The following is a 26,884-nucleotide window of genomic DNA, read 5'->3' on the forward strand; positions in this document are numbered from 1 at the left end:
GAGGAACAGTTCGCGCCGTGTTTTGCGTTTCTTGATAGTGTATTCGGCTTCGGCGAAGGTCAGTTGGCTCATGATTGAATCTGTGTATGTTGGAAATGGGGTAAATTATGCCAGACTGGAGCAGTTTTTCAGAGGTTCCCTAACTGAACAGGCCGATAAAGAAGCGTTTGAAAGCATCCCAGATTCGCTTGAAGAAGCCGGCTCTCTCCACGTCCTCGGCAACCACCGCCTGGACATCGGCCACTTTCTTGCCATCCAGGGTCACTACCACTTTCCCAACCGGGTCGCCACGCTTCAGGGGAGCTTCCAGTTCTCCGTCGATAATCAGGTCGGCTTTAATGGTGTCCTCACCGCCACGGGGAATGGTGACGTATACGTCCTCACTGGGCACTATGCCTACCTGCGGCACTTTACCGCCCCAAACGCGTTCGTTTTGCAACACATCGTCGCGGCCGTAGACTTTGTGTGTCTGATAGTAACGGAAGCCGTAGGACAGCAGCGCCTGGGTTTCAGAAACGCGCTTTTCGTCGCTGGTGGCACCGACCAGCACGGAGACCAGGCGCATTCCCCGTTTCTGGGCCGACGCGACCAGGCAGTAGCCGGCCTCTTCGGTGTGTCCGGTTTTAATGCCGTCAACCGAGGAATCCCGCCACAGCAGGCGGTTGCGATTGGGCTGATTGATGCCCGCCCAGCTAAAATATTTTTCAGAGTAAAGTTTGTAGTGATCGGGATGGTCGTTGATCAGCGCCCTGGCCAAAGTGCCCAAATCGCGCACTGTGGTCAAATGACCCTCCGCTGGCCAGCCGGTGGCGTTGACGAAATGGGTGTCGTGCATACCCAATCGTTCGGCCTGCTGATTCATCACCTGGGCAAATACTTCCTCGTTTCCGGATACAAACTCGGCCAGGGCGATGCTGGCATCGTTGCCGGATTGGATAATTACCCCGCGCAGCAGATCGATAACCGGCACCTTGTCGCCCACTTTGACGAACATTTTTGAGCCGCCCTTGCGCCAGGCCTTTTCCGAAATAGGTACCAGGTCATCTTCCTTTATGCTGCCGTTTTCTATTTCGTCCGAGACAATGTAGGAGGTCATCATCTTGGTGAGACTGGCAGGTGAAATCGGTTTGTCAGCATCGTGTTCCACCAGTACCTGCCCGGTATGGGCGTCGATCAGCAGGTAGGCGGTTGCAGCGAGTTCTGGCGGCGCAGGGATCAGTGGTTTTTCAGCCTGGGCGATACCGCTCACACTGAACAACAAAAAGAAAAATGCGCTTAAGCGTTTGATCATTGGAAAGTGCCTCTATATTCCTCGCTGGTTAGATTTCCCCAGAGCAGCGCCCGGGATGTCACTCATTGTGGTCTGGGGTCCGCACCCAAATTTGTCAGTCGTAGACTACCTGGGGCAGACCGAGACTGTGCTGTCGTACCGACTCCCGCACCGCAGCCAATACCTGTTGCTGAGCGATGGGGCCGATGCGAACGCGAAAAAGCGTTTTCCCGCCAACAATAACCCGACTGATGGATACAGGATAGTCAACCACTGCTGACACCTGGCTGCGCACTTTGTCCGCCTTGTCCGGGCTGCCGTATGCACCCACCTGTAGAAAGGTGTTGGCGGGCAGCTTGAAACTGGCGTCTTCAGCCAATTTGTCACCTGCAGCGACGTTATTTTCCACGATCGGGGCCCCAGCTGCCACCGGTAGAGTTTCGGGGTCCAGAGCTACCACCTCTACCCGGGCGACACCCTTGTCTATATACCCCAGCTTCTGTGCGGCGGTGTAACTCAAATCAATAATGCGCCCGGGCACGAATGGGCCCCGGTCATTGACCCTGACGACCACACTGCGTCCATTGTCCAGGTTGGTCACCCTAGCGTAGCTGGGCAGAGGCAAAGTCTTGTGGGCGGCGGACATGGCGTACATATTGTAGACCTCGCCGTTGGCGGTGCGCCGGCCGTGAAACTTGGTGCCATACCAGGATGCCTGCCCCTTCTCACTGTAGCCTTTGACGTCACCTCGCACCCTGTAGCGCACGCCGTTGACGACATAGGGAGACTTGTTGCCGGCCTTGCCGATGGGCTCCCGAACCGGTACCGGGTCCGATACGGATCGCATATCCACGGGTGTCGGGGGACCGCTGTCCTTGACTCCGTCAGCAGGTGTCGCTGGCTTGCGGGGTTGTCCGCTACAGGCGGTCAATATCATGCCGGCCAGAATCGGCAACAGCCACTTTTTGCTTTGAAACATGAATTCCCCCGATCGTGCCGCAACGCTGTGTGCTGCAGTTTTCGTTGTTGTCGGTTGACGTTGTTAGTGGTTGAAGTGAGGCCGGGGGTTGCCCCTGGCCCTAAATTCCATTGACACTGTGCCGTTGCTAGGAGCGGCCACCGCGGGCCTTGACAATCTCCTGGGCCAGGTCGTAAACAGCCATGGCATAGAGCCGGCTGCGGTTGTAGCGTGTGATCACATAGAGGTTTTGCAACCCTATCCAGTACTGTTTGCCCCTTTCGGTTTGCAGGGAGAAAACGTTCGCGGGCTGCTCAGGGTCCACCGTCGCTGTGGTGGGAAAACCCTTCTCCGCCAGTTGGGCCACAGTCCATTTGGGTTCCAGCGACTCATTGACGATGGTCATATCGGCATTGGGGCGCGGACTCGCCATAACGGTGACCGGCTCTGAGGGCTTCCAGCCGTTCTCGGCCAGGTAATTGGCCACGCTGCCAATGGCGTCAGTGGTATCATTCCAGATATCCACTTTGCCGTCGTTGCTGAAATCCACCGCATAAGTGCGGTAACTGGAGGGTATAAACTGCCCAAAGCCCATGGCGCCGGCATAGGAGCCTTTCAGCTCCAGGGGGTCTATACCCTGGTCGCGGGTGAGTAGCAGATAGTTTTCCAGCTCCTTGGTAAAGAAAGCGGAGCGACGCGGATAGTTGAAAGCCAGTGTAGCCAGGGCGTCCAATACCCGGTACCTGCCCATATTGCCGCCATAGCGGGTCTCGATACCGATGATGGCGACGATTATCTCTGCCGGTACACCATACTCTTCCTCTGCTCTGGCAAGGGCCCCGGCATTTTTGTCCCAAAATTCCACACCGCCGTTGACACTTCGCGGTGTCAGGAAAAGCTTGCGATACTCGTACCAGGGTTTGGCCTTCTCCGCCGGACGCTGGATGGCCTTGAGTATCGAGTCTTTGCGCTTGGCCGCACCCATCAGCATTATGAGCTGATCGCGGTCGAAGTCGTGGGTGGCGACCATATAATCCACAAACGCAAGCGCATCCGGGTTTTCGGCGTGATCGGATTCCCTAGCCCAGGCGGAGAGAACCAGCCCCAGTCCCACCAATAGTCCTGTGGCCCACTTCAAGACAGTCGCTCCTGTTCCCATCATGCTTCCCTAGACCTTCGTTTTACCTGCCGGGTACTGCGTCAGGGCGTCACCCGGCGCCGCTCCGTACCTATCGCCATCAAAATGCCAAAACCCGCCATCAGGGTGATCAAGGCGGTGCCGCCGTAGCTCACCAGGGGCAGGGGCACCCCCACCACCGGCAGCAGACCGCTGACCATGCCAATATTTACAAATACATAGACAAAGAAAGTGAGGGTAATACTCCCCGCCAAAAGCCGTCCGAACATGTGCTGAGCCATAAAACTAATATAGATGCCCCGTGCGATTATCAATACGTACAGCAGCAATAGCAGCGAAACACCGCGCAAACCCCATTCCTCGGACAAAACCGCAATTATGAAATCCGTATGGCTCTCGGGTAAAAAGTCCAGTTGCGACTGGGTTCCCTGCATATATCCCTTGCCCACCAGCCCCCCGGAGCCGATCGCCGCCTTGGACTGAAATATGTTCCATCCGGCACCAAGCCGGTCCGCATCAGGGTTGAACAGCGTCAGAATCCTCTGGCGCTGGTAGTCGTGCAGCCCCCAGTGCCAGATGGGCCAGGCGGCCAGCGACACAGCCATTAGCGCGCCGCCGATCAGCTTCCAGCTGAGCCCCGAGAGGTAGAGCGCGAACAACCCGGAAACGGCAATCAGGATGGCGGTTCCCAGGTCCGGCTGCCGCACTATCAGTGCGGCGGGAACCAGGGCTATGGCCAGCGCCCCGGCAACCGTAGTCAGCGAGGGCGGTAAATGGCGCCCATGCAGCAGAGCTGCGACGCACATGGGCACCGCCAGCTTCATCACTTCGGCGGGCTGAAAGCGAAAGCCGCCCAGCTCCAGCCAGCGCTGGGCCCCTTTGGCGCCGACGCCAAAATACAGCACCGCCACCAGCAGGGCGCAGCCCAGCAGGTACAGCCAGGGAGACCAGCGGCGGTACATGTCCAAAGGTACCTGGGCGGCAACGAGCATGGCGACAAACGCCAACCCCATAAAAATCGACTGGCGGCGCACGTAATACCACTCGCCACCTGCCGCGCTGTACAACACCGTCAGACCGACACCGCACAAGGTAAGCAGCAGCACCAATAGCGGCACATCGATATGCCAGCGGCGGGAAACACTGACCGGAGATCGCAGGCTGATGGGGGAATCCGGCAGTCGATGCAGATAGTCGCGGCTAGCCATGAGTGGGCTCCTCCGCGGCAGTCACTCCCGGGGCGGCGCGCTTCACCACCTGCTCCAACGGGCGGGACAGCCATTCAAAAAACAGCTGCCGGGCTACCGGTGCCGCGACCGCACCTCCGCCTTCGCCATTTTCCACCAATACAGACACCGCTATTTGCGGGTCGTCCACGGGGGCAAAGGCGACGAACAGGGCGTGATCCCGGTGTCGCTCCTGCAGACTCTCGGAATCGTAGCGCTCACCCTGAGCGATACCCACTATCTGCGCGGTGCCGGACTTGCCGGCGACGCGAAAATCCAAGCCAGCGCCAGCCTTTTTGCCAGTGCCCTTGCTCACCACAGCTTCCATGCCCGCGAAAATCAGGTCCCAGTATTCCTCTTTGGCCTCCACGTTATCCAATACCTCTGAGGGCTGCTCGACGCCGTCGATCGCCATCACCACCTGGGGCTTGAAGTGGGTGCCGCGGTTGGCAATGGTCGCGGTCATCACCGCCAGCTGCAGCGGTGTCGCCAGCACGAAACCCTGTCCCAGCACCGCATTGAGGGCATCGCCGGGAAACCAGGGCATACCCCGGGCGCCGCGTTTCCACGCCCGCGAGGGAAAGAGCCCGGGGCGCTCAACCGGCAGGTCGATACCGGTCTTGGCGCCCAGGCCAAAACTGGTGGCGATCCTGTGCATATCATCGATATCCCAGCGGTGCGCCATATCCCAAAAGTAGACATCGCAACTCTGTTCCAGCGCCTGGATCAGGTCCACCTCGTGGCCGTGACCCCAACGCTTCCAGTCCCGGTAGAGCCGCGTGTCATTGGGCAGTTTGTAGTAGCCGGGGTCGTCGATCTTGGTGTTCCCGTCAATCACCCCGGCGGCCAGCCCACCCAACCCCATCAAAGGTTTGATAGTGGACCCCGGCGGGTACTGTCCCTGCAGGGCGCGGTTGAACAGGGGGACATCCAGAGAATCGCTGAGCGCCCGGTAATCTTTGAAACTGATACCGGTCACAAACAGGTTCGGGTCGTAAGACGGCTTGCTGACAAAGGCCAGCACGCCCCCGGTCTTGACGTCGATCGCCACTACGGCGCCGCGATTGTCCCCGAGGGCATCGGAGGCCACCTGCTGCAATCGCTCATCCAGGTACAGGGTCAACTCGGAACCCGGCCTGGGGTCCCTTCGCTCCAGCACCCTCAGCACCCGGCCACGGGCATTGGTTTCGACATTTTCATAGCCCACCTGGCCCAACAGGAGCTTTTCGTAGGAGCGCTCCAGCCCCACCTTGCCGATACTTCGCACGCCGCGGTAACGGCGCACGTCGTCCTGGGTGAAACCCGCCAGTTCGCGCTCGCTGATACGGCCCACATAGCCGACACTGTGGGCGAACAGATCCGCATCGGGGTAGTAGCGCACCAGCTCAGCCTCCACCGATACACCCGGCAGGCGGAATTCATTGACCGCCACCCGCGCTATCTCCTCTTCACTGAGGCGAAAGCGCAACGGCACCGGTTCAAAGGGGCGCCGGCGTTGCATACGCTTGCGGAACTTGGCCACATCGACGTCATCCAGACGGATGAGTTGCCCCAACAGCTCCAGCGTGGCGTCCAGGTCCCGCACCCGTTCACGCACTATAGAGAGGTTGTAACTGGGGCGGTTGTCCGCCAGCAAAGCACCGTTGCGATCGTAGATGAGCCCGCGGGTGGGCGCTACCGGCCGTACCTGAATGCGGTTGTCATCGGACTGGGTGCGATAGTCGTCGTAGTGGGTGACCTGCAGGTTGTAAAAGCGGACCACCAGCACCCCGAGCAATACCATCGCCCCGGCGAGCGCCGCCAGCATGCGATTGCGAAACAGCCGCTGCTCGTTGAGATGGTCTTTGAGGTGCAGTTTCTGGTGCATTGACTTGGGTGGTGTACTCTTGGCGCAAAAAACGGTTACAAAGTGTACACAAATTTGCCTCTTGGCGCGGCAAAACTCTCACAACTTCAGTCGACTTCTCTGCCATGCGGGTAGGACCCACTAGCGCGGATTAAGTTGCACCCGGCGGACCCCGCTCATGCCACAGCCCTATATGGCCCGGTCACTTGTGATAGGGGTGGCCGGCCAGCAGAGTCCAGGCCCGGTACAGCTGTTCCGCCAGCAGCACCCGCACCAGCGGGTGGGGCAGTGTCAAGGGCGACAGGGACCAGCTCTGCTGCGCCCGTGCCACACAGTCCAGCGCCAACCCGTCGGGGCCCCCAACCAGCAGACTGACATTCTCCCCCAGCATCTGCCAATCGCGCAGCTGTTGCGCCAGCTGCTCGGTGCTCCAGGGTTTACCGCGTACTTCCAGAGCCACTACATGTTCCCGCGCAGACAGGGCCGCCAGCATGGACCTGCCCTCTTTCTGGCGCGCCTTGTCTATCTGTGCGGGGGAGTTTTTCTGACCGCGCTGCCCGAGCGGAATATCCACCAGTTCCGGTGTCATCTCCCGCGGCAGGCGCTTGACGTAGTCGCCGTAGCCCTCCTGGACCCATTGAGGCATTTTGCCGCCCGCGGCCAGAATACGAATCTTCACTCTGTCCTAGGGCCTGTTGACACTATGGCTCGTGGCGGGTCGCCGGCGTCATGGACCACAACTTCTCCAGGTCGTAGAAGCTGCGCACATCCGCCAACATGACGTGAACGATCAGGTCACCATAGTCAACCAGCACCCAATCCCCGTGTTCCATACCCTCTATGCCCATAGGGCGAACGCCGGCCTTTTTGCCCTCGTCCACCACATTGTTGGCAAGGGACTTCACCTGGCGGTTTGAAGTGCCGGTGCAGATCACCAGAGTATCCATCACATCACTCAATTCCGATACGTCGAGAGTCACTATCTCCTTGCCCTTGAGGTCCTTCAGCGCCTCAACGGCGATCTCTGTGATATTCGTCATAACACCTTTTTTACATTAGCTGCCGCCACTGGCGGTTATTCCATAGAGTTGATTGTCTTCAATGTATTGCAGCACCGCCGCCGGCAGCAGGAAGCGCGGAGACTGGCGCTGCGCCAGCAGCCGGCGGATTTGGCTGGCGGAAATAGGCAGCGGTGTCTGCTCGCACACCAGCAGTCGACCCTGGGCCTCCCCGCGGATCTGCGCACGGGTACCCGCGTGTTCCCGCAGCAACCGGGCCACCTCACCATCTTCAGGCAACCGCCACCCCGGCCGGGCCACCACCACCAGGTGGGCCAACTGCAGCAGCCGCTCCCGGCGGTGCCAGGAGGGCAGCGTCAGCAGGGAATCCAGCCCCATGCAGAAACTGATCGAAACCTCTGTGCCCAGCTCGGCGCGCAGGTCCTCCAGTGTATCCACCGTGAAAGTGGGTCCGGCACGGTGTAACTCGCGCTCGTCCAGTTGCAGTTCACCACCCTTCTCAAGCGCCAGCGTCAGCATGTCCCGCCGCTGCTGTACAGATGCCCGCGGGCTCTGGCGGTGGTGGGGTTGACGGCAGGGCAGCAGGCGCATTTGGTCAAATCCCAGGGCCTGGCGCAATTCCAGCGCCATGCGCAGATGACCGAAATGCACCGGGTCGAAGGTACCGCCGAACAGCGCGATACTGCGACGGCGGTTACTGGCGGATGTGTCCATCGCCCAGCACTATCCACTTCTGCGACGTCAGCCCCTCCAGACCCACCGGACCCCTGGCGTGAATTTTATCGGTACTGATACCGATTTCCGCCCCCAGGCCATACTCAAAGCCGTCCGCGAAACGCGTGGAGGCGTTTACCAGCACCGAGCTGGAGTCCACCTCGGCCAGGAAGCGGCGCGCGCGGCTGTAATCCTCACTCACTATCGCCTCGGTATGGCCAGAGCCGTAGCGGGCGATATGCTCCATCGCTGTATCCAAATCCGCCACCACCCGGATCGCCAGAATGGGAGCCAGATATTCCTCCCGCCAGTCCGACTCCGCCGCCGGCAAACAGGCCGGGAGAATTCGCCGGGTTGCCGTGCAGCCGCGCAACTCCACACCACTGTCGCCATAGGCCGCAGCCAGTCGCGGCAATATCTCTTCTGCGAGCCCCTCCGCCACCAGCAATGTCTCCATGGCATTGCACACGCCGTACCTGTGCGTTTTGGCGTTCAGGGCGATATTGAACGCCTTGTCCGGATCCGCCTTGTCATCCAGGTAAACATGGCAAACCCCGTGCAGATGTTTGATTACCGGTACCCGGGCATCGCGGCTGACCCGCTCGATCAGGCCGGTACCACCCCGCGGCACCACCACATCCACACACTCCGGCATGCTGATCAAGGCACCCACCGCCTCGCGGTCGGTGGTATCCACCACCTGCACCGCCGTCTCTGGCAGCCCCGCCTGTTGCAGGCCCGCAGCGATGCAGGCGGCGATGGCGCCGTTGGAATGCAGGGCCTCGCTGCCGCCACGCAAAATGGCCGCATTGCCGGATTTCAGGCACAGACTGGCGGCGTCGACAGTCACATTGGGGCGCGACTCGTAAATAATGCCCACCACTCCCAGGGGCACACGCATTCTACCCACCTGGATGCCGCTGGGGCGGTAACTGAGATCGCTGATCTCGCCCACCGGATCCGTCAATTCAGCCACCTGGTGCAGGCCGTCGATCATCGCATCGATACGCGCGTCATTCAGTTCCAGTCGGTCCAGCAGTGCCGCATCCAGGCCCTGCTCGCGACCGGCTTCCATATCCCGCCGGTTGGCCGCCATCACCTCGGCCCGCTGCCGGTCCAATTGCGTAGCAATGGCGCGCAGGGCGCGGTTTTTCGCCGCAGTGTCCGCGCGCGCCATGGAGCGCGCTGCCTTCCGCGCGGCCTGGCCCATGGACTGAATCCGGGTCCGGGTGGCACTCTCCTGTGGGGTAACGCCCATGATGTTCACTTTAGTCCTCGGTGCCGGATGATCGGCCGCGCAGTATACCCCAGCGCCACTGAGTTTTGCGGACAGCTTAGGGCCTGTTCACACTAGCAGGCTGTTGAAAAAGTGTTTTTCAGCAGCCTGCTGTCCCGAACAGGGATGTTCGGGCCGCAAATCAAGCGTGTAACTGCTTGATTTGTCGTGGAGGGTTTGCGGACATGCGCCGCAAACCCGGGTTGAGGAAAGCCAGGGAGGGCTTTTTCAACAACCTGCTAGAGCCCTGAATGGGCTGACATCGGGAATGTCACTGGCTGGCCCAGCGATCCAGGTTGTCGGCGATATGGGCCAGTCTTACCAGCGGGTCCTGCGTCGCCAACAGCTCCACCCGCACAGCGTCGTCCAATGGCAGCAGCTGCGCCAACTGCCAGGAGAGCGCGTCGGCGCTATCCACCGGGGCAAAATGCAGCGACATCATGGAAGCGTGGGATTTGAGTTCCTTCAGTACCGCCAGCAGCCCATCGCACTCTGCTGGCACCGGCTTGACCCCCGTATCCGGCAGCCACTCCACCTCCGCCATCAGAAGGTCGTCATCGGCAAGTGTGGTGGAGACGATACGGAAGCGACGTCCACCGGCCACATCCACATGCAGCAATCCCTCCGCCCCCTGGCTCCAGTCGACGATATGAACCTGGAGCCCCACCGGCCACACAGAGGCACGCCCCACTTCGCTGCCGTCGCGAATCAGCACTACGCCAAAACCCTCCTCACTGCGCAGCGACTCACTCACCAGGCGCAGGTAGCGCTGCTCGAAGATACGCAGCGGCAGCGTCACGCCGGGAAACAGCGCCACTCGGAGTGGAAACAGGGGAATCTGGCGCAAAGCGGTCTCTCCTTCTTTGTGCAACTACAAAGATAACACCTGTACCGTCGACACCCAGCAAAAGAGAGAGTTTTGCGCCACTATACAGACAAGCCAAAATTGCGACGTCCCAGCCTTCCTGCCCTACCGGCGCCTTTAACCCAGTCGCTACGAGCCCCGCACAAAGTGGATACATCAGCCCATCCAATTTTCGCAGTGGTAGAGATACAGCTGGCGGGGGCCCTCGACGCACATTCTATTCCGGTATCGAAATGGACTATCAAAAAAACAAAAAAACCGCTACCTCTGTAGATATAGCAATATCAATCTTGGATGGCCTGCCATCGCAATCGTCAGTGGAAAAGTAAGGCAACCAGCATTTTTGTGCGGCTGCGCCTTACTGTGAAACCCGACACAAAGCCTGAGGTTGTACCAACTTAATCAGAAGCTCCCTTATTAACCGATAAATTGAAAGTATGAGCAACTTAAAATAAAGTGTCAGGGCGTGAGCCAAACTAAATCCAGGCAAGCGTTAGCGAACTAGAGCCCAGGAATACAAATTGAATTTCACATAAATAAGAATAGAACAAATAAAAGCTTTACATCGCCGATCACTTTTTAACCACAACCCCGCTTTCATATGTATTATTTTTTGCGTTTTACTGCGCACAGAAGCGGCCTCCAACTCCAACTCCAACTCCAACTCCAACTCCAACTCCAACTAAGCAGTAAAAATTACTTACGGTGGCATCATAAAAATTCCTAGCGATAAAAAATACGATTCAGAAGTTATGCTATAAGCTTCAATATTTATTTATCGTACCCACTATGGAAAATTAGCATCTATATTAACAAGCATAAGTATTGAATGGAGAGTTGAGTGAACCTAAAGTTTATCACACCGAAACTACATGGATTCCTGGATTACACTGCAGCTATCGCATTGATTGTCATGCCTTTCTTATTAAGCTTGAAAGAACATTCGATTTTTGTAGCTTGGTTTTCTATTGGTACAGGCGTAGGACTGGCGCTCTATAGCTTACTGACAGATTATCAACTTTCAATACTAAAACTACTACCATATAAATTTCACTTATTGCTGGATGGGCTAGCAAGTGTGGCCTTTCTATTGGTTGCCGTTCTGCATGAAGGAACTCTGGCCAGCAAGGTTTACTGCTTGACTATGGGCATGGGGGTTATTGCCGTTATTTTACTTTCGCAAAAGCAGGCAAGAATGCCTGCCACTTTGACTTAAAATCGATAATACCGCGTGCAAGCAAAAACACTTTTTGAACGTCGGACTGGCCAAGTGTAACTATCTCAAACAAAAGATGGGATGATGGTCGTCCATTCTGGCGGTATTCCTGTTTAGAACACCATCACTAGAACCTTTTCAGGCCACAAAACCATATTCTATGCAGTAATCCACTTCAACGAGATAAACCAAGTTAGAATTGTCTACTCTTGCCGAAGAGAGCTGCACTAATAATACCTCAACCCGAAAGCTAAACTATGGAAAGTTTCAAACAAGGGGTTTGAGAATATACTTCGATAAGCACCTTCGCTTTTACACCCACCCTGAATCAAAGGCCAGCCTCTTCAAATGAACAAAAAGCCGGATATTTTGCCCGGCTTTTCAGCTGTCCAGGGTATTTAAGAATTTAGATAGCGGGATGTTTCCTCTTCTGTCACTTCCGGCGAGTTCTCCGGCGCCTTCAGTGGTTTGAAGATCAGCAGCAACAGCGGCAGCAGCGTTAGCGAACCCAGCAGCGCCGCAGACATGGCCAGCGCGGTCAGCAGACCAAAGTAGATGGACGGCACAAACTTGGACAGCGCCAGAATCGAGAAGCCGGCAATGATGGTGATCGCGGTGTAAAACATGGCCCGGCCAATAGTGGCGTGACTGCGGTGCATGGTGGCAACATAGTCGCCGTCTTTGGCAAATTCGCTGCGGAACCGGTACAGGTAGTGAATAGCGTGATCCACACCAATACCCACGGTGATGGCAGCAATGGTAATCGTCATCATATCCAGGGGAACACCGGCCAGGCCCATGCCTCCCAGCACCACAGAGGCCGCCAGGATATTGGGCGTCAGCGCGATCAGCGCCAGTGGCAGCGAACGGAACAGTGCAAGGAACATCAAGAGTATGCCCAGAAATACTGCGCCCAGGGTCAGAATCTGCGACTTGAACAGGCTCTGCAACATATTGTTGTAAAGCACCAGCAGCCCGGTAAGGTGCACCCTCCCCGGCGCCACGCCCATGTCGTCGTGGACATAATCGTAGATCCGCTGGATCAATTCGTCCCGCCGCAGGTTGGGGTCCGTCTCCTTCACCCGCAAAGCGATTCTGGTCTGGCCGTGCTCCACTGACAGGTAGGGGTCCACCAGCACTTGGTTGATCTCCGACGGCAGACTGTTGCGCGCCACCGCCAATTCGAAATCATTGAGCGGTCCGCCGTTGAGGTCCCGCGCCACCTTATAGAGAGTCGCCAGTGACTGTACCTTGCCGATTTCCGGCTGCCGCTCCAGATAGTCGTGCAACTGCTCTATCTCGGCCAGCCCCGCTACGGTGAACCAGTAGCTGGGCGCCACTGCCGCCTCCCCGCCCGCGGAGGCGTCATCGTCCGCAAAGGGGTCCTCGCCCGCCAGTTCGCCGTCGCCCATATCCGCTGCAAACGGATCCTCTTCCCCCTCGAAGAGCGGCTCTTCCACCTCTGGCTGGTCGAGAATGATGTCCAGCGTGACGGTCCCACCCAGGCGCTGATCGATGGCCAGCATGCCCTGGTAGATTTCGGTAGAGCTGTCGAAATAGTCGATAAAGCGGTTTTCCACCCGCAGTTGTGTGGCGCCCACACCGCTCACTATGGCGGCAGCGGCGGCGATACCCAGCACCAGCGCGCGGTGCCGCTCGGCGAAGCGGGAAAACATCAGTGTAAAAGCGCGTGAATTGTCCCGACTGATACCGTCGCTGCGCCTGGGCAGCAACATCAACGCGGCGGGAATAATCAGAAAAGACAGCACCAGCGCCAGAGAAACCCCGATGGTCATCATCCAGCCAAAGTCGATCACCGGGCGGATACCGCTGACCACCAGCGACGCGAAAGCCACAATGGTGGTCAGTGTGGTGTACAGGCAGGGCTTGGCCATAAAACGCACTGCCTCCAGTGCCAGGCGGCGGCGGTCCCAGTCGGGATTCTGCGCTGCGAATTCACGGTAGCGCACCGACAGGTGGATGGTGATTGCCAGGGTGATAATCAGCAGCAGCGCGACGAAATTGGCAGAAATCACCGTCAGGCGCCAGTCGAGCCAGCTCAGCAGTCCCAGCATAACCACCGCAGTGACCACACAGGTTGTCAGGGGCAACAGCACCCAGCGCACCTGGCGGAAGATAATCAGCAATGTGGCGATGATAAACAGCAGGATGCCCGTTCCAAATACCACCAGGTCGCTCTGGATAAACGCGATCATATCGGCGGTGATCATGGACACACCGCCCAGGAACAGTTCCGCCTGACCCCGGTAGCTGTCGAGGATACCGCGTACCTCCTTCACCCTGGCGCGGGAGTCCAGTTCCGCCTGGGTGCGGTGTTGCAGATAGACCTTGGATACCTGCTCCAGGCGCACCGCCTCCGCTGAACTCAGCCCTTCGCTGTTGCGCTTGCCGCGCAGGGCATCGCGTTCCCGCACCAGCGCCAGCCCCTGCCGGTCCAGCTTCAGGTTGACCAGCAGCGCGGTGGTGGAGGCATCCGGGCTCAGGATCAGTTCGCGATAGATGGGACTGGAGAGAAATTCCCGCCGTGCCATATCCCGATCGGTACCCGGCGTGGACAGGGTGCGGAGACCTTCGGCAATTTCCGCGATGGTTGGCTTGGGGCTGTAGAGCAGTGGCACATCCAGTATCGACTGTACACTTTCGACCCCGTCCACCTGCGCCAGCCGGTCGCGCAGACTGCGCAAAGCGTCCAGTGAGGCGTCACTGAAGAGGTCCCCGTCCCGCCAGCGATAGGTCACCACCAGAAAATCACCACTGGCGTAGCGCGCGGAAATCTCGCGGAAATAATCCAGCGACTTGTCCGCTTCCAGCGTCAGGGAATCGGCGGACGCGTCCAGCTTGAAGCGGGGCAAGCCGAGGGCCGCCGCCACTACCACCAGCGCCACCAGCGACAGCACCAGTTTGGGGCGCCGGGTAACCAGGATTTCGTAAAAGGTCTTGAAAGCTGACAACATAAAATCTACTTGTGAAATTTCTCTAGTAACGACTGTCCGCCAGTGCTCAGCAGGGGCGAGTTGCCGCTGCGGAAACCTGTTCCGCGCATTACGCAGCAGACCGTGGATAGCAATTCATTTCGCGCTTTAGACTCCCTCCACCGTAAGCCTGTCGGTGGTTTTTGCCGGCAGAACAAAGCCGGCGGCGGCACCATAAGCACCGCGCAATGGTAAAGGCATCTCTGAATACTGTGGAAACCTCTACACCTTGGCCCGCTTCTCCCCCCAGCGAGGCAGCAGCGCCTGATCCAGGCCCAACTGGTCCAGCAGCCGGGCCACGATGAAATCCACCATTTGCTCCACTGTCTGCGGGCGCTGGTAAAACCCGGGACTGGCCGGCATCACCACAGCCCCCATGCGGGTCAGCTTGAGCATGTTCTCCAGGTGAATCTCTGAGTAGGGCGCTTCGCGCGGCACCAGTATCAGCTGGCGGCGCTCTTTCAGGGCCACATCGGCGGCGCGCTCGATCAAATTGTTGGAGGCGCCGCAGGCGATGGCCGACAGGGTTCCGCCACTGGCCGGGCAGATCACCATACTGGCGGGGCAGCCGGTACCGGAGGCAACCGGGGAAAACCAGTCCCTGCTGCCGAACAGCTGCAGCTGCCCCGCCTTTGCATCAAACCGGCCGCTGAAAAAAGCCTCCAGCAAAACCTCATTTCCGGGCGGCAGCTGGTAATCCGTCTCCGTATTGATCACCTCCCGGGCGGCGTCGGACAGCAGCAGCCATACACGGCAGTCCGCCAACAGCAGGCACTGCAGCAGGCGCAGGCCATACTGGGCCCCGGAGGCGCCGGTAATAGCCAGGGTGACCGTCTTGCGAAAAGCTGATTGAGCCAAAATCAATTCCGTGTAAAGGGTACTTTGCCGGGTAAATTAACAGGCGTTGTCGCGCTTGTTCGCCAGCACCTGCAGCAACCGCTGCTGAATGCCGCCAAAAGCGCCGTTGCTCATCACTACAATGTGACTGCCCGGCGGCGCCAGGTTGACCGCGGATTCTACCCCAACCTCGATATTGTCGAAAATCTTGGCGGGCACCGTGGAATGGTGAACCACGTCCTGCAACGACCAGTCCATTTCGTCCGGCTGATACCAAAGTACCAGATCGGCGCCAGTGCAGGCGCGGGACAAGCGTTCCCGGTGCACCCCCATACGCATACTGTTGGAGCGCGGCTCGATCAGGGCGATGATCTTGCCGCTCCCCACCTTGGCGCGCAGGCCGCTGAGGGTGTGTTCAATCGCTGTGGGATGGTGGGCAAAATCGTCATACACACGCACACCTCCCACCTCACCCAGAAATTCCATACGGCGTTTCACACCCTGGAAACACGCCAGCGCCTCTACCGCCACCTGCGGTTCCACTCCCACGTGGCGGGCCGCGGCAATCACCGCCAGGGCGTTGCGCACATTGTGCAGCCCCGTGTGCGCCCAACTCACCCGAGCCACTTCGGCGCCGCGGAATGATACCGCGAAGCTGGAGCCGTCCGCCGCTATGTCCACCGCGCGCCAGTCCCCGAGCCGCACATCCTCTTCTTTCTCCGTGGAGAACCTCTGCACCTGGCTCCAGCAACCCTGGTCCAGCACCTCTTCCACCGCCTCCTCGGCCGCCGCAACAATCAGTCCCCCCGGCGGCACAGTGCGCACCAGGTGGTGAAACTGTCGCTGAATTGCCGCCAGATCGGGAAATATATCCGCATGGTCAAACTCGATATTGTTGATCACCAGGGTCCGCGGGCGGTAGTGCACGAACTTGGAACGCTTGTCGAAAAAGGCAGTGTCATATTCGTCCGCCTCCACCACGAAGAAGGGCGTCTCCCCCAGGCGCGCCGACACACCAAAATCCTGGGGTACGCCGCCGATCAGGAAACCCGGCTGCATACCCGCGTAGTCGAGGGTCCAGGCCAGCATACTGGAGGCGGTGGTTTTGCCGTGGGTGCCGGCCACAGCCAGCACCCAGCGCTCAGTGAGGAAGTGGTCACACAGCCACTGGGGCCCGGAAACATAGGGCAGGCCTCTCTCCAGTACCGCCTCCACCGCGGCGTTGCCCCGGGACAAGGCATTGCCGATGATCACCAGATCCGGCTTTGGCTCCAGCTGTGCCGGATCATAACCCTCGGTCAGCCGGATTCCCGCCTGTTCCAATTGGGTGCTCATCGGCGGATAGATATTGGCGTCGCTGCCGGTGACCCTGTGCCCCTCCGCCACAGCCAGCTGGGCCAGGCCACCCATAAAGGTGCCGCAAATACCTAAAATGTGAATATGCATAGCGATTTCGGCTACTCCTGCTCGGTGGGGGGAAAGCTTATCACGGCGCCAGTGCGGAATAATTGCCGATCCGCCCTTATTCTGTGCAATTACTCTTCGATTCCTTTAGACTCCGCCCCCGAAATTGCCCATCTCAGTCCCTCTGTAGGATGACCATGTCCAAAAAGAATGCGTTTTATGCCCAGTCCGGCGGCGTCACCGCCGTGATCAATGCCTCCGCCTGCGGGGTAATAGAAACCGCACGCGAACACCGGGACCAGATCGGCAAAGTGTACGCGGGCCTGAACGGCATCCTGGGCGCCCTGCGCGAAGAGCTGATCGACGTCGACTGTGAGAGCGACGCGACCATCGCCGCCCTGCGCCACACGCCCTCCGGCGCCTTCGGCTCCTGTCGCTACAAGCTGCAGAGCCTGGAACAGAACCGCGCGGAGTACGAGCGCCTGATCCAGGTGTTCAAGGCCCACAACATCGGTTACTTCTTTTACAACGGCGGCGGCGACTCCGCCGACACCTGCCTGAAAGTTTCGCAACTGTCGGAAAGAATGGGGTATCCGATCCAGGCTATTCACATCCCCAAAACTGTCGACAACGACCTGCCGCAAACCGACAACTGCCCGGGCTTTGGCTCGGTGGCAAAGTATGTGGCGGTGTCCACCAAAGAGGCTGCACTGGATGTGGCCTCCATGTGCGCCACTTCCACCCGGGTCTTTATCCTGGAGGTGATGGGCCGCCACGCGGGCTGGATCGCTGCCGCCGGGGCACTGGCCCAGGAGCAGGACGGCGACCCGCCCCATATCATCCTGTTTCCGGAAGTCGCTTTTGACCGCGAAAAATTCCTGGCCAAGGTGCGGGATACCGTGGAACAACAGGGCTACTGTGTGATCGTCGCCTCGGAAGGTACCCGCTACGCCGACGGCAGTTTCCTCGCCGATGCCGGCAGTGTCGACGCCTTCGGCCACAAGCAGTTGGGGGGCGTGGCGCCCACCCTGGCCGCCTTGATCAAGAACGAACTGGGCCTCAAATATCACTGGGCGCTCGCGGACTATCTGCAGCGCGCCGCCCGCCACATCGCCTCGGCAACCGATGTGGCCCAGGCCTACGCGGTCGGCCGCGCCGCAGTGGAAATGGCACTGGCCGGCAAAAATGCCGTCATGCCCACCATAGTGCGCGGTAGCGGCCCCGACTACAGCTGGTCCATCGGCGAGGCGCCCCTGTCCCAGGTGGCCAATGTGGAACAGACGGTGCCGGAGGAGTTCATCCGCGCCGACGGTTTCGGCATCACCCAGGCCGGTCGCGACTACCTGTTGCCGCTGATCCAGGGCGAGGACTATCCCCCTTACAAGAACGGGGTGCCCCAGTATGCGCGCCTCAAAAAAGTGCTGGCGGAGAAGAAACTGGCGGAGGACTTCCAGGCCTGACCCAGCCTAGTGCCTGTTGACACTAACCACCGCCAGCGATCGGCGGCCGGTCAGCCCCAGAGTTCCTTCAGGCGCTGGTCGCGGCCACAGCGGTAGCGGTAGTACTTGTAGCGCACCGGATTGCGCTGATAGTAATTCTGGTGATAGCCCTCTGCAGGATAGAAGGTGGCTGCGGGCACGATTTTTGTCACGATTTTCTTGTTGAGCTCTCGCTCCGCCGCCGCCCTGCTGGCTTCTGCCAGGCGCTTCTCCTCTTCGTTGGCGTAGAAAATCTCAGTGCGGTACTGATCCCCGCGGTCGCAAAACTGTCCGCCCGCATCCAGCGGGTCCACATTGCGCCAGAACACCTCCAGCAGTTTTTCGTAACTGACCTTGTCCGCATCGTACTTGACCTGCACCACCTCCGCGTGTCCGGTAACGCCCGCGGATACCTGCTCATAGGTGGGGTTCTCAACCTTGCCGCCGCTGTACCCGGAAGTGGTTTCCAGCACCCCGTCCAGCTTGTCGTAAGGCGGCTCCATACACCAGAAGCAGCCCCCCGCGAATACCGCTGTGCGGATATTGGTGGCATCGTCCTGGGCAGCCGCAGAGGCCCCCGCAAATACAAAAGAGAGAATCAAAAGCCAGCGCATAAGTTACTCCTGCCAGTGTTTCCATGTGGCCCTTTGTCGGGGCGTCGGTGACGTTTGTTACAGCCAATGTCGCGCGGCATCAGAGTGCGCCGCGCAACGCCCGCGCGCACAATTCGCTGTATTGCCGCGCGTTTAAATGCACCGGGTTGGTCGCCGCCGAAGGGTCCTGCGCGGCCATTTGCCCCACCCGGGAAAGCTGCTCGCCATCGATACCCACATCCTGCAAAGAGTGGGGAATACCGATTTGCTCGCGCAGCGCCAACACCCAGTTCAGCACCGTATCCGGGCCTGTTTCGGACAGCCCTATATAGCGCGCCAGGCGCTCCATGGGCCCGGCAATGGCAGCGCCGTTGGCCCGCAACACATAGGGCATCAGCACAGCATTGAGCAGCCCGTGGTGCACGTCGTACAGGGCCCCAAGCGGGTGCGCCAGCGCATGCATGGCCCCCAGGCCGCGCTGAAAGGCGGTCGCCCCCATGGCGGAGGCCACCAGCATCTGCTGGCGCGCGGTCAGATTGCCGCCATCGGCAACCGCAATGGGCAGGTACTCCTTCACCAGCCGCACCCCTTCCAGGGCTATGCCCTCCGCCATGGGATGATAGGTCGGCGCACAGTAAGCTTCCAGGTTATGTGCCAGCGCATCCATACCTGTGGCCGCGGTGATGAGGGGCGGCAGCGCCAGGGTCAGTTCCGCGTCGAGAATCACCGCCGCCGGCAGCATACGCGGGTGAAAGATAATGCGCTTGACCTGTGACCCGTCATCGGTGATAACCGCGGCCCTGCCCACTTCCGAGCCAGTGCCGGCGGTGGTGGGCACAGCAATCACCGGCACCATGCCCGCCACATCCACCCGCTGGAAATTTTCGCCAGCGTCTTCAAAATCCCACAGCGGCCGCCGCTGCCCGGCCATCAGCGCAATGGCCTTGCCCGCATCCATGGCGGAGCCCCCGCCAAAGGCAATAACGCCATCGTGCCCACCGTCACGCAGTACCTGGACCCCGTCGGCCACATTGCGGCCGTTGGGGTTGCCCTTTACCGCCGAAAACACGTCGACCTCCAGCTCCGCCGCGCGACATTGCGCCACCGCCTGGGTGACAAGGGGCAGCTGCGCCAGCCCGGGATCGGTAACCAGCAGGGGAGTGCGCATATGGAGTTCGCCACAGAGGTCCGGCAGTTCCCGCACCCGGCCCGGGCCAACGCGCATGGATGTAGGGTAGTGCCAGTCAGCGCGCAGGTGATCGATGCTCATGGCTGCACCCTGAAATGGAAGGATTTGGGACGGGTCAGATACTCATAGCCGATACCGGACAGGGTACAACCGCGACCCGAAAGCTTGACCCCGGTCCAGGCCAGGGCCGGATCCAGGTAGTCACAGCGGTTGAGAAACACGGTACCGGTTTCCAGCTGGTCGCCGAGCACCTGGGCCGCCGTTGCATCGCGGCTGTAAATAGCGGCGGTGAGACCGAAATCGCTGTCGTTCATCAGCGCCAGTGCCTCGGCGTCATCATGAACTTTCTGCACCCCCACCACCGGGCCAAAGGACTCCTCCCGCATCAGGCGCATACTGTGATCCACACCGGTGAGCAATTGCGGCGCCATATAGGGGGTGCCGCGGGAATCCATGGCGAAGTCGGCGGGCAACAGGTGGGCGCAGGCACCGGCAGCGACGGCTTCATCGATCTGGGCGCGGACAAAATCCGCCGCCTCGGCGCGGACCAGCGGCCCCAGGGTGGTGCCCGGATCGTCCGGACGCCCCAGCCGATAGCCACGCACCAGCGCCACCGCCTGCTCGACGAACGCGTCGTACACTTCCGCGTGCACATAAATACGCTCTATCGCGCAACAGGACTGGCCGGAGTTGAAGTAGGCCCCATCGATCACCGATGCAACCGCCTGTGCCAGGTCCGCGTCGGCGCGAATGTACGCCGGATCCTTGCCCCCCAGTTCCAGCCCCACGCGAACAAACCGGCCGGCGGCGGCCTGCGCTATGGCCCGGCCACCCGCCACCGAGCCGGTAAAGGCAATATGATCCATTTCTCCGGCGCGGATCAATCGGTCGATATCGCCGTGGCGCAGATGTAAAAACTGGAATACCCCCCGCGGCAGCCCCGCCTCGCAGAATGCCTCCACCATGCGCTCGGCGCACAGGGGTGTCTGCGCCGAGTGTTTTAACAGTACCGTGTTGCCCGCCAGCAGTGCCGGCACCACCGCGTTGACGGCGGTGAGGTAGGGGTAGTTCCAGGGCGCCAGCACCAGTGCCATGCCCAGCGGCTGACGCCGGATAAAGCGGATACTGCCGCTCATGTCCGGCGCAGGAATATCCGCCAGCGCCTCTGCGGCGATATCCGCCATATAACCGGCGCGCTCGGCAAAGCCGTCCAGTTCCCCGGCGGCGTACCGGATCGGCCTCCCCATCATATGGCACAGTTCCGTCCCCAGCGCCCCACGACGCCCCCAGAGCAGCTCCACTGCGCGGCGTACTATCGCCTCCCGCTCCGCCAGCGGGGTGAGCTGCCAGGCCCGCTGAGCGCCCCCGGCCATGTCCAGCGCTGCGCGAATCTGCGCCTCTGAGGCCAGCTCCCGCTCGACATAAATGGAGCCATCGATGGGGGAAATGCACTGCAATATATCCATAGGCTGCACCATTGGCTCCAGGCCCTAATAGGCTGTTAAAAAACAGCCTTCAACAGCATGCTGTCCGGAACAGGTCTGTTCGGGCCGCAAATCAAGCGTGTCGCCGCTCGATTTGCCGTGGCGGATTTGCGGGGACGGCCCGCAAGCCCAGGTTGAGAAAAGCCGGGGAAGGCTTTTTCAACTGTCTTTCAGATAATTTCAAAGTAGCGATCCAGCTCCCAGTCACTGATGTGGCGGCGATATTCACGCTCTTCCCAGATGCGGCTGGCAGCAAAATGATCCACAAATTCACTGCCGAAGAGTTCCCGAGCCACCTCGGAGGCTTTTAAGCGCTGGGCCGCATCCCACAGGGTGCGTGGCAGGGCCAGTTCAGCGGACTGGGTGAGGGCGTAGGCGTTGCCGGCCACCGGTTCGCCCGGTTCCCACCGCTGCAGCACCCCGTAGAGGCCGGAGCCCAGGGCCGCAGCGAGGGCCAGGTAGGGGTTGGCATCGGCGGCGCCGAGCCGGTACTCCTGTCGCTGCGATTTTTCGTCACCGGGAATCACCCTCAGTGCCGCGGTGCGGTTCTCGATCCCCCAGGTGGCGTCGGTGGGTGCCCAAAAGCCGGGGATCAGGCGCCGATAGCTGTTGACCGTGGGGGCCAACATGCACAGGAACTCCGGCATCAGGCGCTGTTGGCCGGCCACAAAATGCCGCTGCACCGCGCTCATATTGTGCGGCTGACGCGGATCGAAAAAAGCCGACCTGCCGGAATCCCGCTGGCGCAACGACAGGTGGATATGGCCGCTCTGCCCCGGATAATCCGGCGACCACTTGGCCATAAAGCTGGCCATCAGGCCCTGGCGCTGCGCCAACACCTTGATAAAGGTCTTGAACAGCGCCGCCTTGTCGGCGGCCGCCTCGGCATCGTCCACCGCAATGGCCGCCTCCAGCACACCGGGGCCCGTCTCCGTGTGCAGGCCTTCGATGGGGAAATCCATCCGCTCGCCCAGGTCCAGAATCTGCCGGTACAGCTCGGCGTGCACCGAGTTGCGGATCACCGAGTAGCCAAACCAGTCCGGCGTAAAGGGTTTCAGGTTGCGAAAACCCTTCTCCCGCGCCGAGTGCGGGGTTTCGTCGAACAGGAAAAATTCATATTCCAGCGCCGCCCGCGGTTCGAACCCCGCGGCCCGGCAGCGCTCTATCACCCGGCGCAACACAGCGCGCGGACAGACCGCCGCGGCCTGCCGATCGAACTCGGCCAGAAACAGCAGCATCGGCTCCTCGAAGGGAATCTCGCGGCAGCTTTGCGGCAGAATACGCACCGGGGCATCCGGGTAGCCCGTGTGCCAGCCGGTGTAATCGGCGTTGTCATACAGCTGGTCCTTGACATCCCAGCCCAACACCACGTCGCAGAAAGCGAAACCGTGTTCCAGGGAGGAAAAGAACTTTTCACGGCACATGTATTTGCCACGCATGACGCCGTCGTTGTCGAACAGCCCCACCTTTACGTGGCTCAGATCCCGCTCTTCGACGATTGCGCGGGCGTCGGTGGCGGAGCGCACTTCCCGCGGTTTGAGCATAGATCCCCCGACATTGTTGTTTTCGGAGTGGTTGGGCCAGCAGTCCGCCGGCCCGAACAGGAGCGTTCGGGCCGCAAATCGAGCCGCTTACGGCTCGATTCGTCGTCCAGGGTTCGCGGATATGCACCGCCAACCCAGGTTGAGGCAAGCCGCGCGAGGCTTTTTCGACAGCCTGCTACAGGATAGACAAGAAGCGGGCGTTTCATCCGCGCACCCGCCGGGTTTATAATCCGCGCTCCCGAAATTCAGTAATCCGGGTCGTCTCGCGACACCCAAGCACTCGTCAGGACCAGCAATGAGCTTCGATAAGATCCCCGCGGGTAATGATCTGCCCGACGACATCAACGTCATCATCGAGATCCCCGCCAACCACGACCCCATCAAATATGAAGTGGACAAGGACACTGACGCAGTGTTTGTGGACCGTTTCGTTGCCACACCCATGTTCTACCCGGCCAACTACGGCTATGTGCCCCAGACCCTGTCCGAGGACGGCGACCCCCTGGACGTGCTGGTGGTGGCGCCCTACCCGGTCATGGTGGGCTCCGTCATCCGTTCACGGGTAGTCGGCGTACTGAATATGACCGATGAGTCCGGTGTCGACGCCAAGCTGCTGGCGGTGCCCCACACGAAACTGACCAAGCTGTACGACCATGTACAGGAAATAGACGACCTTCCGGAACTGCTGATCAAGCAGATAGAACACTACTTTGAAAACTACAAAGCCCTGGAAGCGGGCAAGTGGGTGAAAGTGGACGGCTGGGCCGATGCCGACGCGGCGCGCAGTGAAGTGCTGGCCTCTCGCGAGCGCTACCTGAAAGAACAGAGCTGAGGGCCCGTCCGGTAACCGGCTCCAGAGCCGGTTTCTTTGCCGGCGGCGGGCAAGCCGGCCGGACTCAATCCAACTGCCAGTCGGGCACCGTCACCGGTGCCGGCTGCACCTTTTTCCGCTCGCCCTGCTCGAGCAGATCCCCCTGTGCCGGTTTCAGGCTCAGGTGACTCACCTCTACCTGCACTGCCTCAGTGCGCTCCCGCTCATGCTCCTGCAGCAGATTGCCCTCCATGGGTGCCAGCGTCCAGGCGTCCGAGCCCACCGGGGCCCTATCCGCCGGCGTCGCCGGGGGAGCTGCCGGCACCGCGCCCTCGGGCCTGAGGCTCGACTGGGCACCGATTTTGGCCAGTGTCGCCTGCAGTTGCTCCGCCTGTGCCTTTGACAGCCCTTTCTTGATCGCCAGTGGGCGGCCGCTGAACAGCTTGGCAATGGTTTCCGGCCCGGCCTTGAACAGGCGCGCCATATTTGCCTTGACATCGGCGGCGGTGAATCCGGCCACCAGATCACCGCGGAAAATTACTTGATAGCGCAGGTCCGACACTGCTTGCCCCCCGGTTACTGGTTTATACGCTTCATACGCCGGCTATTCATCCCCGTCCAGGGTCTGATCCATGGTGTAGGCGGGGGCCCCGGCAGTCCTGCCACCCACCGGCCGCGCCGGCACGCCGGCTACGGTGGTGTGGGCCGGCACATCCGTTAGCACCAAACTGCCCGCCGCCACCTTGACCCCTTCGCCCACCTCGACCGGCCCAAGGACCTTGGCTCCAGCGCCGATCATCACCCCAGGCCCTATCTTCGGGTGGCGCACGCCGCGACCGCTGCCGCTGCCCCCCAGGGTCACTGAGTGGAGAATTGATACATCATCGCCCACGGTGGCTGTTTCACCCACCACAAAACCGGTGGCGTGATCGATCATAATACCGCAGCCGAAGCGGGCAGCGGGGTGAATGTCCACCGCAAACTGTTCTGAAACCCGGCTCTGAAAATACAGTGCCAGCGTGTGCCGCTCCTGCCCCCACAACCAGTGGGCGATGCGGTGCGACTGCAGCGCGTGAAAACCCTTGAAATACAAAAACGGCATCAGGTACTGGTCACAGGCGGGATCCCGGTCATACCAGGCGCAGATATCTGCCCGTATACAGCGGGAAAGCTGAGCATCGTCCTGCAGCGCCTCCGCAATCACCTCCTGCAGGGTGGTGGCGGTCAGGGCCGCGTGATCGAGCACTGAGGCGAGCTGGTAGGCCAGCGCATCGTCGAGATGCTTGTGGCGCAGGACCGTGTTGTGAAAATAACTGGCCAACACCGGCTCATCCGCCGCCATCACACTCGCCTCGGCGCACATCGCCTCCCAGAGATCCCTCGATTCAATTTCGCCGTTGATGGTCAATTCCTCAGTCACCGGTGATTTTGGGGGTAGCAGTGGTCCGGAACCCGGATAAAGCGCACAAAAATTTCCTGCAGGTGCTCGCACACTGTGTCGCACAGTGCCAGGCCGCAGCTCTGCAACAGGGTGCGCAGATTTTCCGGAGTCAGCAGCTGCTCCAGCTCCCGCGCGCGCGGCGCATAACTCAGGTGCCAGCGCTCCGGTGCAATGCCGCCGCTATCCTCCCCATAGGGGCGGAATAACCCGTGACTCAGGCCACAGGCAATCTGTTCATCCAGCCAGCGGTGGAAGGCTCCGAAGAACCCTTCATCCGCCACTTCCCGCGGCACCAGTTGCGGCTGGTAATCTTCCGGCATGGCACCCGCATCCACCAGGTCGAAATCGGTACCCCAGTGGTGGCGAGAGGCACCGGGCAGCGCAGACCATCGCAATATAGCGAATACCCTCTGCTTCGGCGACAACTGCGATATATCCATGGGTTCGCCACTGCTGTCCAGCAGCGGTCGCCGGCCCATTGCCTTGCCGTCCCAGATAACGCGCTGGCGGTCAAAACTGCGAAACCCGGAAACAATCACCGGATCGAAACCCGCCGCCTGCGCATCGGCACACAGGCGCTGAAACGCCACCAGCGCCTCCGGGTGCAACAACTGACCGGAGCGCGGTTCCAGTATCACATGGTCATCGCTCAAGCCGAACAGCATAGATCGAATAGTATCTGCCAACATCCGCACCCCCTCATCCGGGTCAGTCGTTATTGCGTAATAAATATCGGGAGCGCAGCGACCAAACTGGGGCCGCGACAAAAGCGAAGCACTGCCGGCGCGCGGCACCTGTCAAACGCAGCAACTATGATTGAACGGGAGAGCCATCGCCCGGCCCCGCTGGCGCCGGCTTCACTGATGCCGCGTATAGTTGCCGGCCGGTGGTAGCGGGCCACACCAGATTGCGGTGGCAATATACTTGTTTGGCGGTCGGGTGAACAATCCCGCTCTGCCTCGGGCGGAAGTGTAGCTATAAACTTGGCAGCTCAACCAATTGCCGCGCACAGGGATGTGCTGCAACCCGGCGGAGGCCGGCGCAAGCCCCCGATAAGCAAGCGATTGCGCGTAGTTGCGCAGTTTTTCCGGGGGCAATCCAATCGATGAAGGACCATTTATTGGATTGATGGGTTCACCGGTGATCTGACCGCAATTCCGGACAGTAACCACCCTATAGGGTGAACCGGCTCTGGTATTTGCGGAGGCTTATGCTATTTTGCTCGGGCCGGCCAAAGGAATGAGCCGCTATCAACATGGACGTAGAATTTCTTGGGGAAATTTTCTATGAACCCGAGCCAATCCGAGCTGCTAAAGCTCAAAAACCTGGGACTGGCGTCAGTCAATATCCTGCACTCTATCGGTATTCGCTCCTATGACGACCTGCGCCGCATAGGCCCGGTGGAGGCTTTTATCAGCATCCGCAACCGCGGCATCAATGCCTCACGAGTGATGCTTTACGCGCTGCAGGGCGCCCTGCTCGACGTTCACTGGAACGAACTGGACCCGGATCTGAAACAGCGCCTGGTCAGTGAGGCGGATCGTCAACTGACGGAGCAACGCACCCAGCCTTGATCCACACC

24 protein-coding genes are annotated in these 26,884 nt (G+C 60.2%); 4 read left to right on the forward strand and 20 right to left on the reverse strand.

Annotation, left to right across the window (positions count from 1 at the left end):
- Window positions 1–139: 139 nt before the first annotated feature.
- The 10 genes from AB1S50_RS10680 to AB1S50_RS10725 form a co-directional block, all read right to left on the reverse strand.
- Window positions 140–1,291: a D-alanyl-D-alanine carboxypeptidase family protein gene (locus tag AB1S50_RS10680; RefSeq protein WP_367150637.1), complete on the reverse strand. Its 1,152-nt coding sequence runs from the start codon at window positions 1,289–1,291 to the stop codon at window positions 140–142.
- 94 nt (window positions 1,292–1,385) lie between these two features.
- On the reverse strand, window positions 1,386–2,249 hold the full coding sequence (locus tag AB1S50_RS10685; protein ID WP_367150638.1) for a septal ring lytic transglycosylase RlpA family protein: 864 nt from the start codon (window positions 2,247–2,249) through the stop codon (window positions 1,386–1,388).
- A gap of 127 nt (window positions 2,250–2,376) precedes the next feature.
- Window positions 2,377–3,366, reverse strand: a complete 990-nt coding sequence (gene mltB, locus AB1S50_RS10690; RefSeq protein WP_367150639.1) for a lytic murein transglycosylase B — start codon at window positions 3,364–3,366, stop codon at window positions 2,377–2,379.
- A 62-nt stretch (window positions 3,367–3,428) separates the two neighbouring features.
- The gene (gene rodA, locus AB1S50_RS10695; protein ID WP_367150640.1) at window positions 3,429–4,574 is read right to left on the reverse strand and encodes a rod shape-determining protein RodA; all 1,146 of its coding nucleotides are present in this window, start codon (window positions 4,572–4,574) and stop codon (window positions 3,429–3,431) included.
- Window positions 4,567–6,459 carry a penicillin-binding protein 2 gene (mrdA, locus tag AB1S50_RS10700; RefSeq protein ID WP_367150641.1) on the reverse strand — a complete coding sequence of 631 codons (1,893 nt, stop codon included), beginning with the start codon at window positions 6,457–6,459 and terminating at the stop codon, window positions 4,567–4,569. The genes rodA and mrdA overlap by 8 nt, the downstream gene beginning before the upstream one ends.
- Before the next feature lie 181 nt (window positions 6,460–6,640).
- The gene (gene rlmH, locus AB1S50_RS10705) at window positions 6,641–7,117 is read right to left on the reverse strand and encodes a 23S rRNA (pseudouridine(1915)-N(3))-methyltransferase RlmH (RefSeq protein WP_367150643.1); all 477 of its coding nucleotides are present in this window, start codon (window positions 7,115–7,117) and stop codon (window positions 6,641–6,643) included.
- Window positions 7,118–7,139: 22 nt separating this feature from the next.
- A complete protein-coding gene (gene rsfS, locus AB1S50_RS10710; protein ID WP_367150644.1) occupies window positions 7,140–7,478 on the reverse strand; it encodes a ribosome silencing factor in 339 nt (112 codons plus the stop codon).
- Between the two features lie 15 nt (window positions 7,479–7,493).
- Complete coding sequence (gene nadD, locus AB1S50_RS10715; RefSeq protein ID WP_367150645.1) at window positions 7,494–8,171, reverse strand: nicotinate-nucleotide adenylyltransferase; 678 nt, start codon at window positions 8,169–8,171, stop codon at window positions 7,494–7,496.
- Window positions 8,152–9,429, reverse strand: coding sequence for a glutamate-5-semialdehyde dehydrogenase (locus tag AB1S50_RS10720; RefSeq protein ID WP_367150646.1), 1,278 nt, complete (start codon window positions 9,427–9,429; stop codon window positions 8,152–8,154). The genes nadD and AB1S50_RS10720 overlap by 20 nt, the downstream gene beginning before the upstream one ends.
- Window positions 9,430–9,718: 289 nt before the next feature.
- Complete coding sequence (locus AB1S50_RS10725) at window positions 9,719–10,294, reverse strand: LON peptidase substrate-binding domain-containing protein (protein ID WP_367150647.1); 576 nt, start codon at window positions 10,292–10,294, stop codon at window positions 9,719–9,721.
- Between the two features lie 859 nt (window positions 10,295–11,153).
- Here AB1S50_RS10725 and AB1S50_RS10730 point away from each other — a divergent pair.
- Entirely contained in the window at window positions 11,154–11,528 is a 375-nt protein-coding gene (locus AB1S50_RS10730) for a hypothetical protein (RefSeq protein WP_367150648.1), read from the forward strand.
- Window positions 11,529–11,926: 398 nt separating this feature from the next.
- Here the strand turns inward: AB1S50_RS10730 and AB1S50_RS10735 are convergent, their stop codons facing one another.
- From AB1S50_RS10735 to mpl, 3 genes are all read right to left on the reverse strand, one after another.
- Window positions 11,927–14,503: an efflux RND transporter permease subunit gene (locus AB1S50_RS10735; protein ID WP_367150649.1), complete on the reverse strand. Its 2,577-nt coding sequence runs from the start codon at window positions 14,501–14,503 to the stop codon at window positions 11,927–11,929.
- A 240-nt stretch (window positions 14,504–14,743) separates the two neighbouring features.
- Window positions 14,744–15,379, reverse strand: a complete 636-nt coding sequence (locus AB1S50_RS10740) for a flavin prenyltransferase UbiX (protein WP_367150650.1) — start codon at window positions 15,377–15,379, stop codon at window positions 14,744–14,746.
- A gap of 36 nt (window positions 15,380–15,415) precedes the next feature.
- A complete protein-coding gene (gene mpl / locus AB1S50_RS10745) occupies window positions 15,416–16,804 on the reverse strand; it encodes a UDP-N-acetylmuramate:L-alanyl-gamma-D-glutamyl-meso-diaminopimelate ligase (RefSeq protein ID WP_367150651.1) in 1,389 nt (462 codons plus the stop codon).
- Between the two features lie 155 nt (window positions 16,805–16,959).
- On the opposite strand from mpl, the gene AB1S50_RS10750 reads away from it, so the two are divergent.
- On the forward strand, window positions 16,960–18,222 hold the full coding sequence (locus AB1S50_RS10750; protein WP_367150652.1) for a 6-phosphofructokinase: 1,263 nt from the start codon (window positions 16,960–16,962) through the stop codon (window positions 18,220–18,222).
- A gap of 50 nt (window positions 18,223–18,272) precedes the next feature.
- On the opposite strand, the gene msrA is transcribed toward AB1S50_RS10750, so the two are convergent.
- The 4 genes from msrA to AB1S50_RS10770 all read right to left on the reverse strand — a co-directional run bounded on the left by msrA (window position 18,273) and on the right by AB1S50_RS10770 (window position 23,050).
- Window positions 18,273–18,854 (reverse strand): peptide-methionine (S)-S-oxide reductase MsrA, encoded by a 582-nt coding sequence (gene msrA, locus AB1S50_RS10755; protein ID WP_367150654.1) that lies wholly within the window; start codon window positions 18,852–18,854, stop codon window positions 18,273–18,275.
- Between the two features lie 79 nt (window positions 18,855–18,933).
- Window positions 18,934–20,103: an iron-containing alcohol dehydrogenase gene (locus AB1S50_RS10760; RefSeq protein WP_367150655.1), complete on the reverse strand. Its 1,170-nt coding sequence runs from the start codon at window positions 20,101–20,103 to the stop codon at window positions 18,934–18,936.
- Window positions 20,100–21,488, reverse strand: coding sequence for an aldehyde dehydrogenase family protein (locus tag AB1S50_RS10765; protein ID WP_367150656.1), 1,389 nt, complete (start codon window positions 21,486–21,488; stop codon window positions 20,100–20,102). Before AB1S50_RS10765 ends, AB1S50_RS10760 begins: the two co-directional genes overlap by 4 nt.
- A gap of 188 nt (window positions 21,489–21,676) precedes the next feature.
- Window positions 21,677–23,050: a glutamine synthetase family protein gene (locus tag AB1S50_RS10770; RefSeq protein ID WP_367150657.1), complete on the reverse strand. Its 1,374-nt coding sequence runs from the start codon at window positions 23,048–23,050 to the stop codon at window positions 21,677–21,679.
- Window positions 23,051–23,345: 295 nt separating this feature from the next.
- Between AB1S50_RS10770 and ppa the strand changes: the two genes are divergently transcribed.
- On the forward strand, window positions 23,346–23,882 hold the full coding sequence (gene ppa, locus AB1S50_RS10775) for an inorganic diphosphatase (protein ID WP_367150658.1): 537 nt from the start codon (window positions 23,346–23,348) through the stop codon (window positions 23,880–23,882).
- Window positions 23,883–23,946: 64 nt separating this feature from the next.
- Here the strand turns inward: ppa and AB1S50_RS10780 are convergent, their stop codons facing one another.
- From AB1S50_RS10780 to AB1S50_RS10790, 3 genes are read right to left on the reverse strand one after another with little or no spacing between them, the layout of a single operon-like run.
- Window positions 23,947–24,423: a hypothetical protein gene (locus tag AB1S50_RS10780; protein ID WP_367150659.1), complete on the reverse strand. Its 477-nt coding sequence runs from the start codon at window positions 24,421–24,423 to the stop codon at window positions 23,947–23,949.
- A gap of 42 nt (window positions 24,424–24,465) precedes the next feature.
- Window positions 24,466–25,281 carry a serine O-acetyltransferase gene (gene cysE / locus AB1S50_RS10785; protein WP_455363747.1) on the reverse strand — a complete coding sequence of 272 codons (816 nt, stop codon included), beginning with the start codon at window positions 25,279–25,281 and terminating at the stop codon, window positions 24,466–24,468.
- A complete protein-coding gene (locus AB1S50_RS10790) occupies window positions 25,278–25,991 on the reverse strand; it encodes a M15 family metallopeptidase (protein ID WP_367150662.1) in 714 nt (237 codons plus the stop codon). The genes cysE and AB1S50_RS10790 overlap by 4 nt, the downstream gene beginning before the upstream one ends.
- A gap of 597 nt (window positions 25,992–26,588) precedes the next feature.
- On the opposite strand from AB1S50_RS10790, the gene AB1S50_RS10795 reads away from it, so the two are divergent.
- Window positions 26,589–26,876 (forward strand): TfoX/Sxy family protein, encoded by a 288-nt coding sequence (locus tag AB1S50_RS10795; RefSeq protein WP_367150663.1) that lies wholly within the window; start codon window positions 26,589–26,591, stop codon window positions 26,874–26,876.
- Window positions 26,877–26,884 lie beyond the last annotated feature (8 nt).

This window comes from Microbulbifer discodermiae (assembly GCF_040742695.1).
Lineage (GTDB): Bacteria > Pseudomonadota > Gammaproteobacteria > Pseudomonadales > Cellvibrionaceae > Microbulbifer.

Coding starts and splice junctions, on each gene's coding strand:
- AB1S50_RS10720 (WP_367150646.1), bottom strand. CDS start 9,429: ATGGGCGTTACCCCACAGGAGAGTGCCACCCGGACCCGGATTCAGTCC.
- AB1S50_RS10760 (WP_367150655.1), bottom strand. CDS start 20,103: ATGAGCATCGATCACCTGCGCGCTGACTGGCACTACCCTACATCCATG.
- nadD (WP_367150645.1), bottom strand. CDS start 8,171: ATGGACACATCCGCCAGTAACCGCCGTCGCAGTATCGCGCTGTTCGGC.
- AB1S50_RS10765 (WP_367150656.1), bottom strand. CDS start 21,488: ATGGATATATTGCAGTGCATTTCCCCCATCGATGGCTCCATTTATGTC.
- AB1S50_RS10750 (WP_367150652.1), top strand. CDS start 16,960: ATGTCCAAAAAGAATGCGTTTTATGCCCAGTCCGGCGGCGTCACCGCC.
- ppa (WP_367150658.1), top strand. CDS start 23,346: ATGAGCTTCGATAAGATCCCCGCGGGTAATGATCTGCCCGACGACATC.
- AB1S50_RS10685 (WP_367150638.1), bottom strand. CDS start 2,249: ATGTTTCAAAGCAAAAAGTGGCTGTTGCCGATTCTGGCCGGCATGATA.
- AB1S50_RS10680 (WP_367150637.1), bottom strand. CDS start 1,291: ATGATCAAACGCTTAAGCGCATTTTTCTTTTTGTTGTTCAGTGTGAGC.
- mpl (WP_367150651.1), bottom strand. CDS start 16,804: ATGCATATTCACATTTTAGGTATTTGCGGCACCTTTATGGGTGGCCTG.
- AB1S50_RS10735 (WP_367150649.1), bottom strand. CDS start 14,503: ATGTTGTCAGCTTTCAAGACCTTTTACGAAATCCTGGTTACCCGGCGC.
- rodA (WP_367150640.1), bottom strand. CDS start 4,574: ATGGCTAGCCGCGACTATCTGCATCGACTGCCGGATTCCCCCATCAGC.
- msrA (WP_367150654.1), bottom strand. CDS start 18,854: ATGCGCTGGCTTTTGATTCTCTCTTTTGTATTTGCGGGGGCCTCTGCG.
- AB1S50_RS10795 (WP_367150663.1), top strand. CDS start 26,589: ATGAACCCGAGCCAATCCGAGCTGCTAAAGCTCAAAAACCTGGGACTG.
- rsfS (WP_367150644.1), bottom strand. CDS start 7,478: ATGACGAATATCACAGAGATCGCCGTTGAGGCGCTGAAGGACCTCAAG.
- AB1S50_RS10770 (WP_367150657.1), bottom strand. CDS start 23,050: ATGCTCAAACCGCGGGAAGTGCGCTCCGCCACCGACGCCCGCGCAATC.
- AB1S50_RS10790 (WP_367150662.1), bottom strand. CDS start 25,991: ATGTTGGCAGATACTATTCGATCTATGCTGTTCGGCTTGAGCGATGAC.
- mrdA (WP_367150641.1), bottom strand. CDS start 6,459: ATGCACCAGAAACTGCACCTCAAAGACCATCTCAACGAGCAGCGGCTG.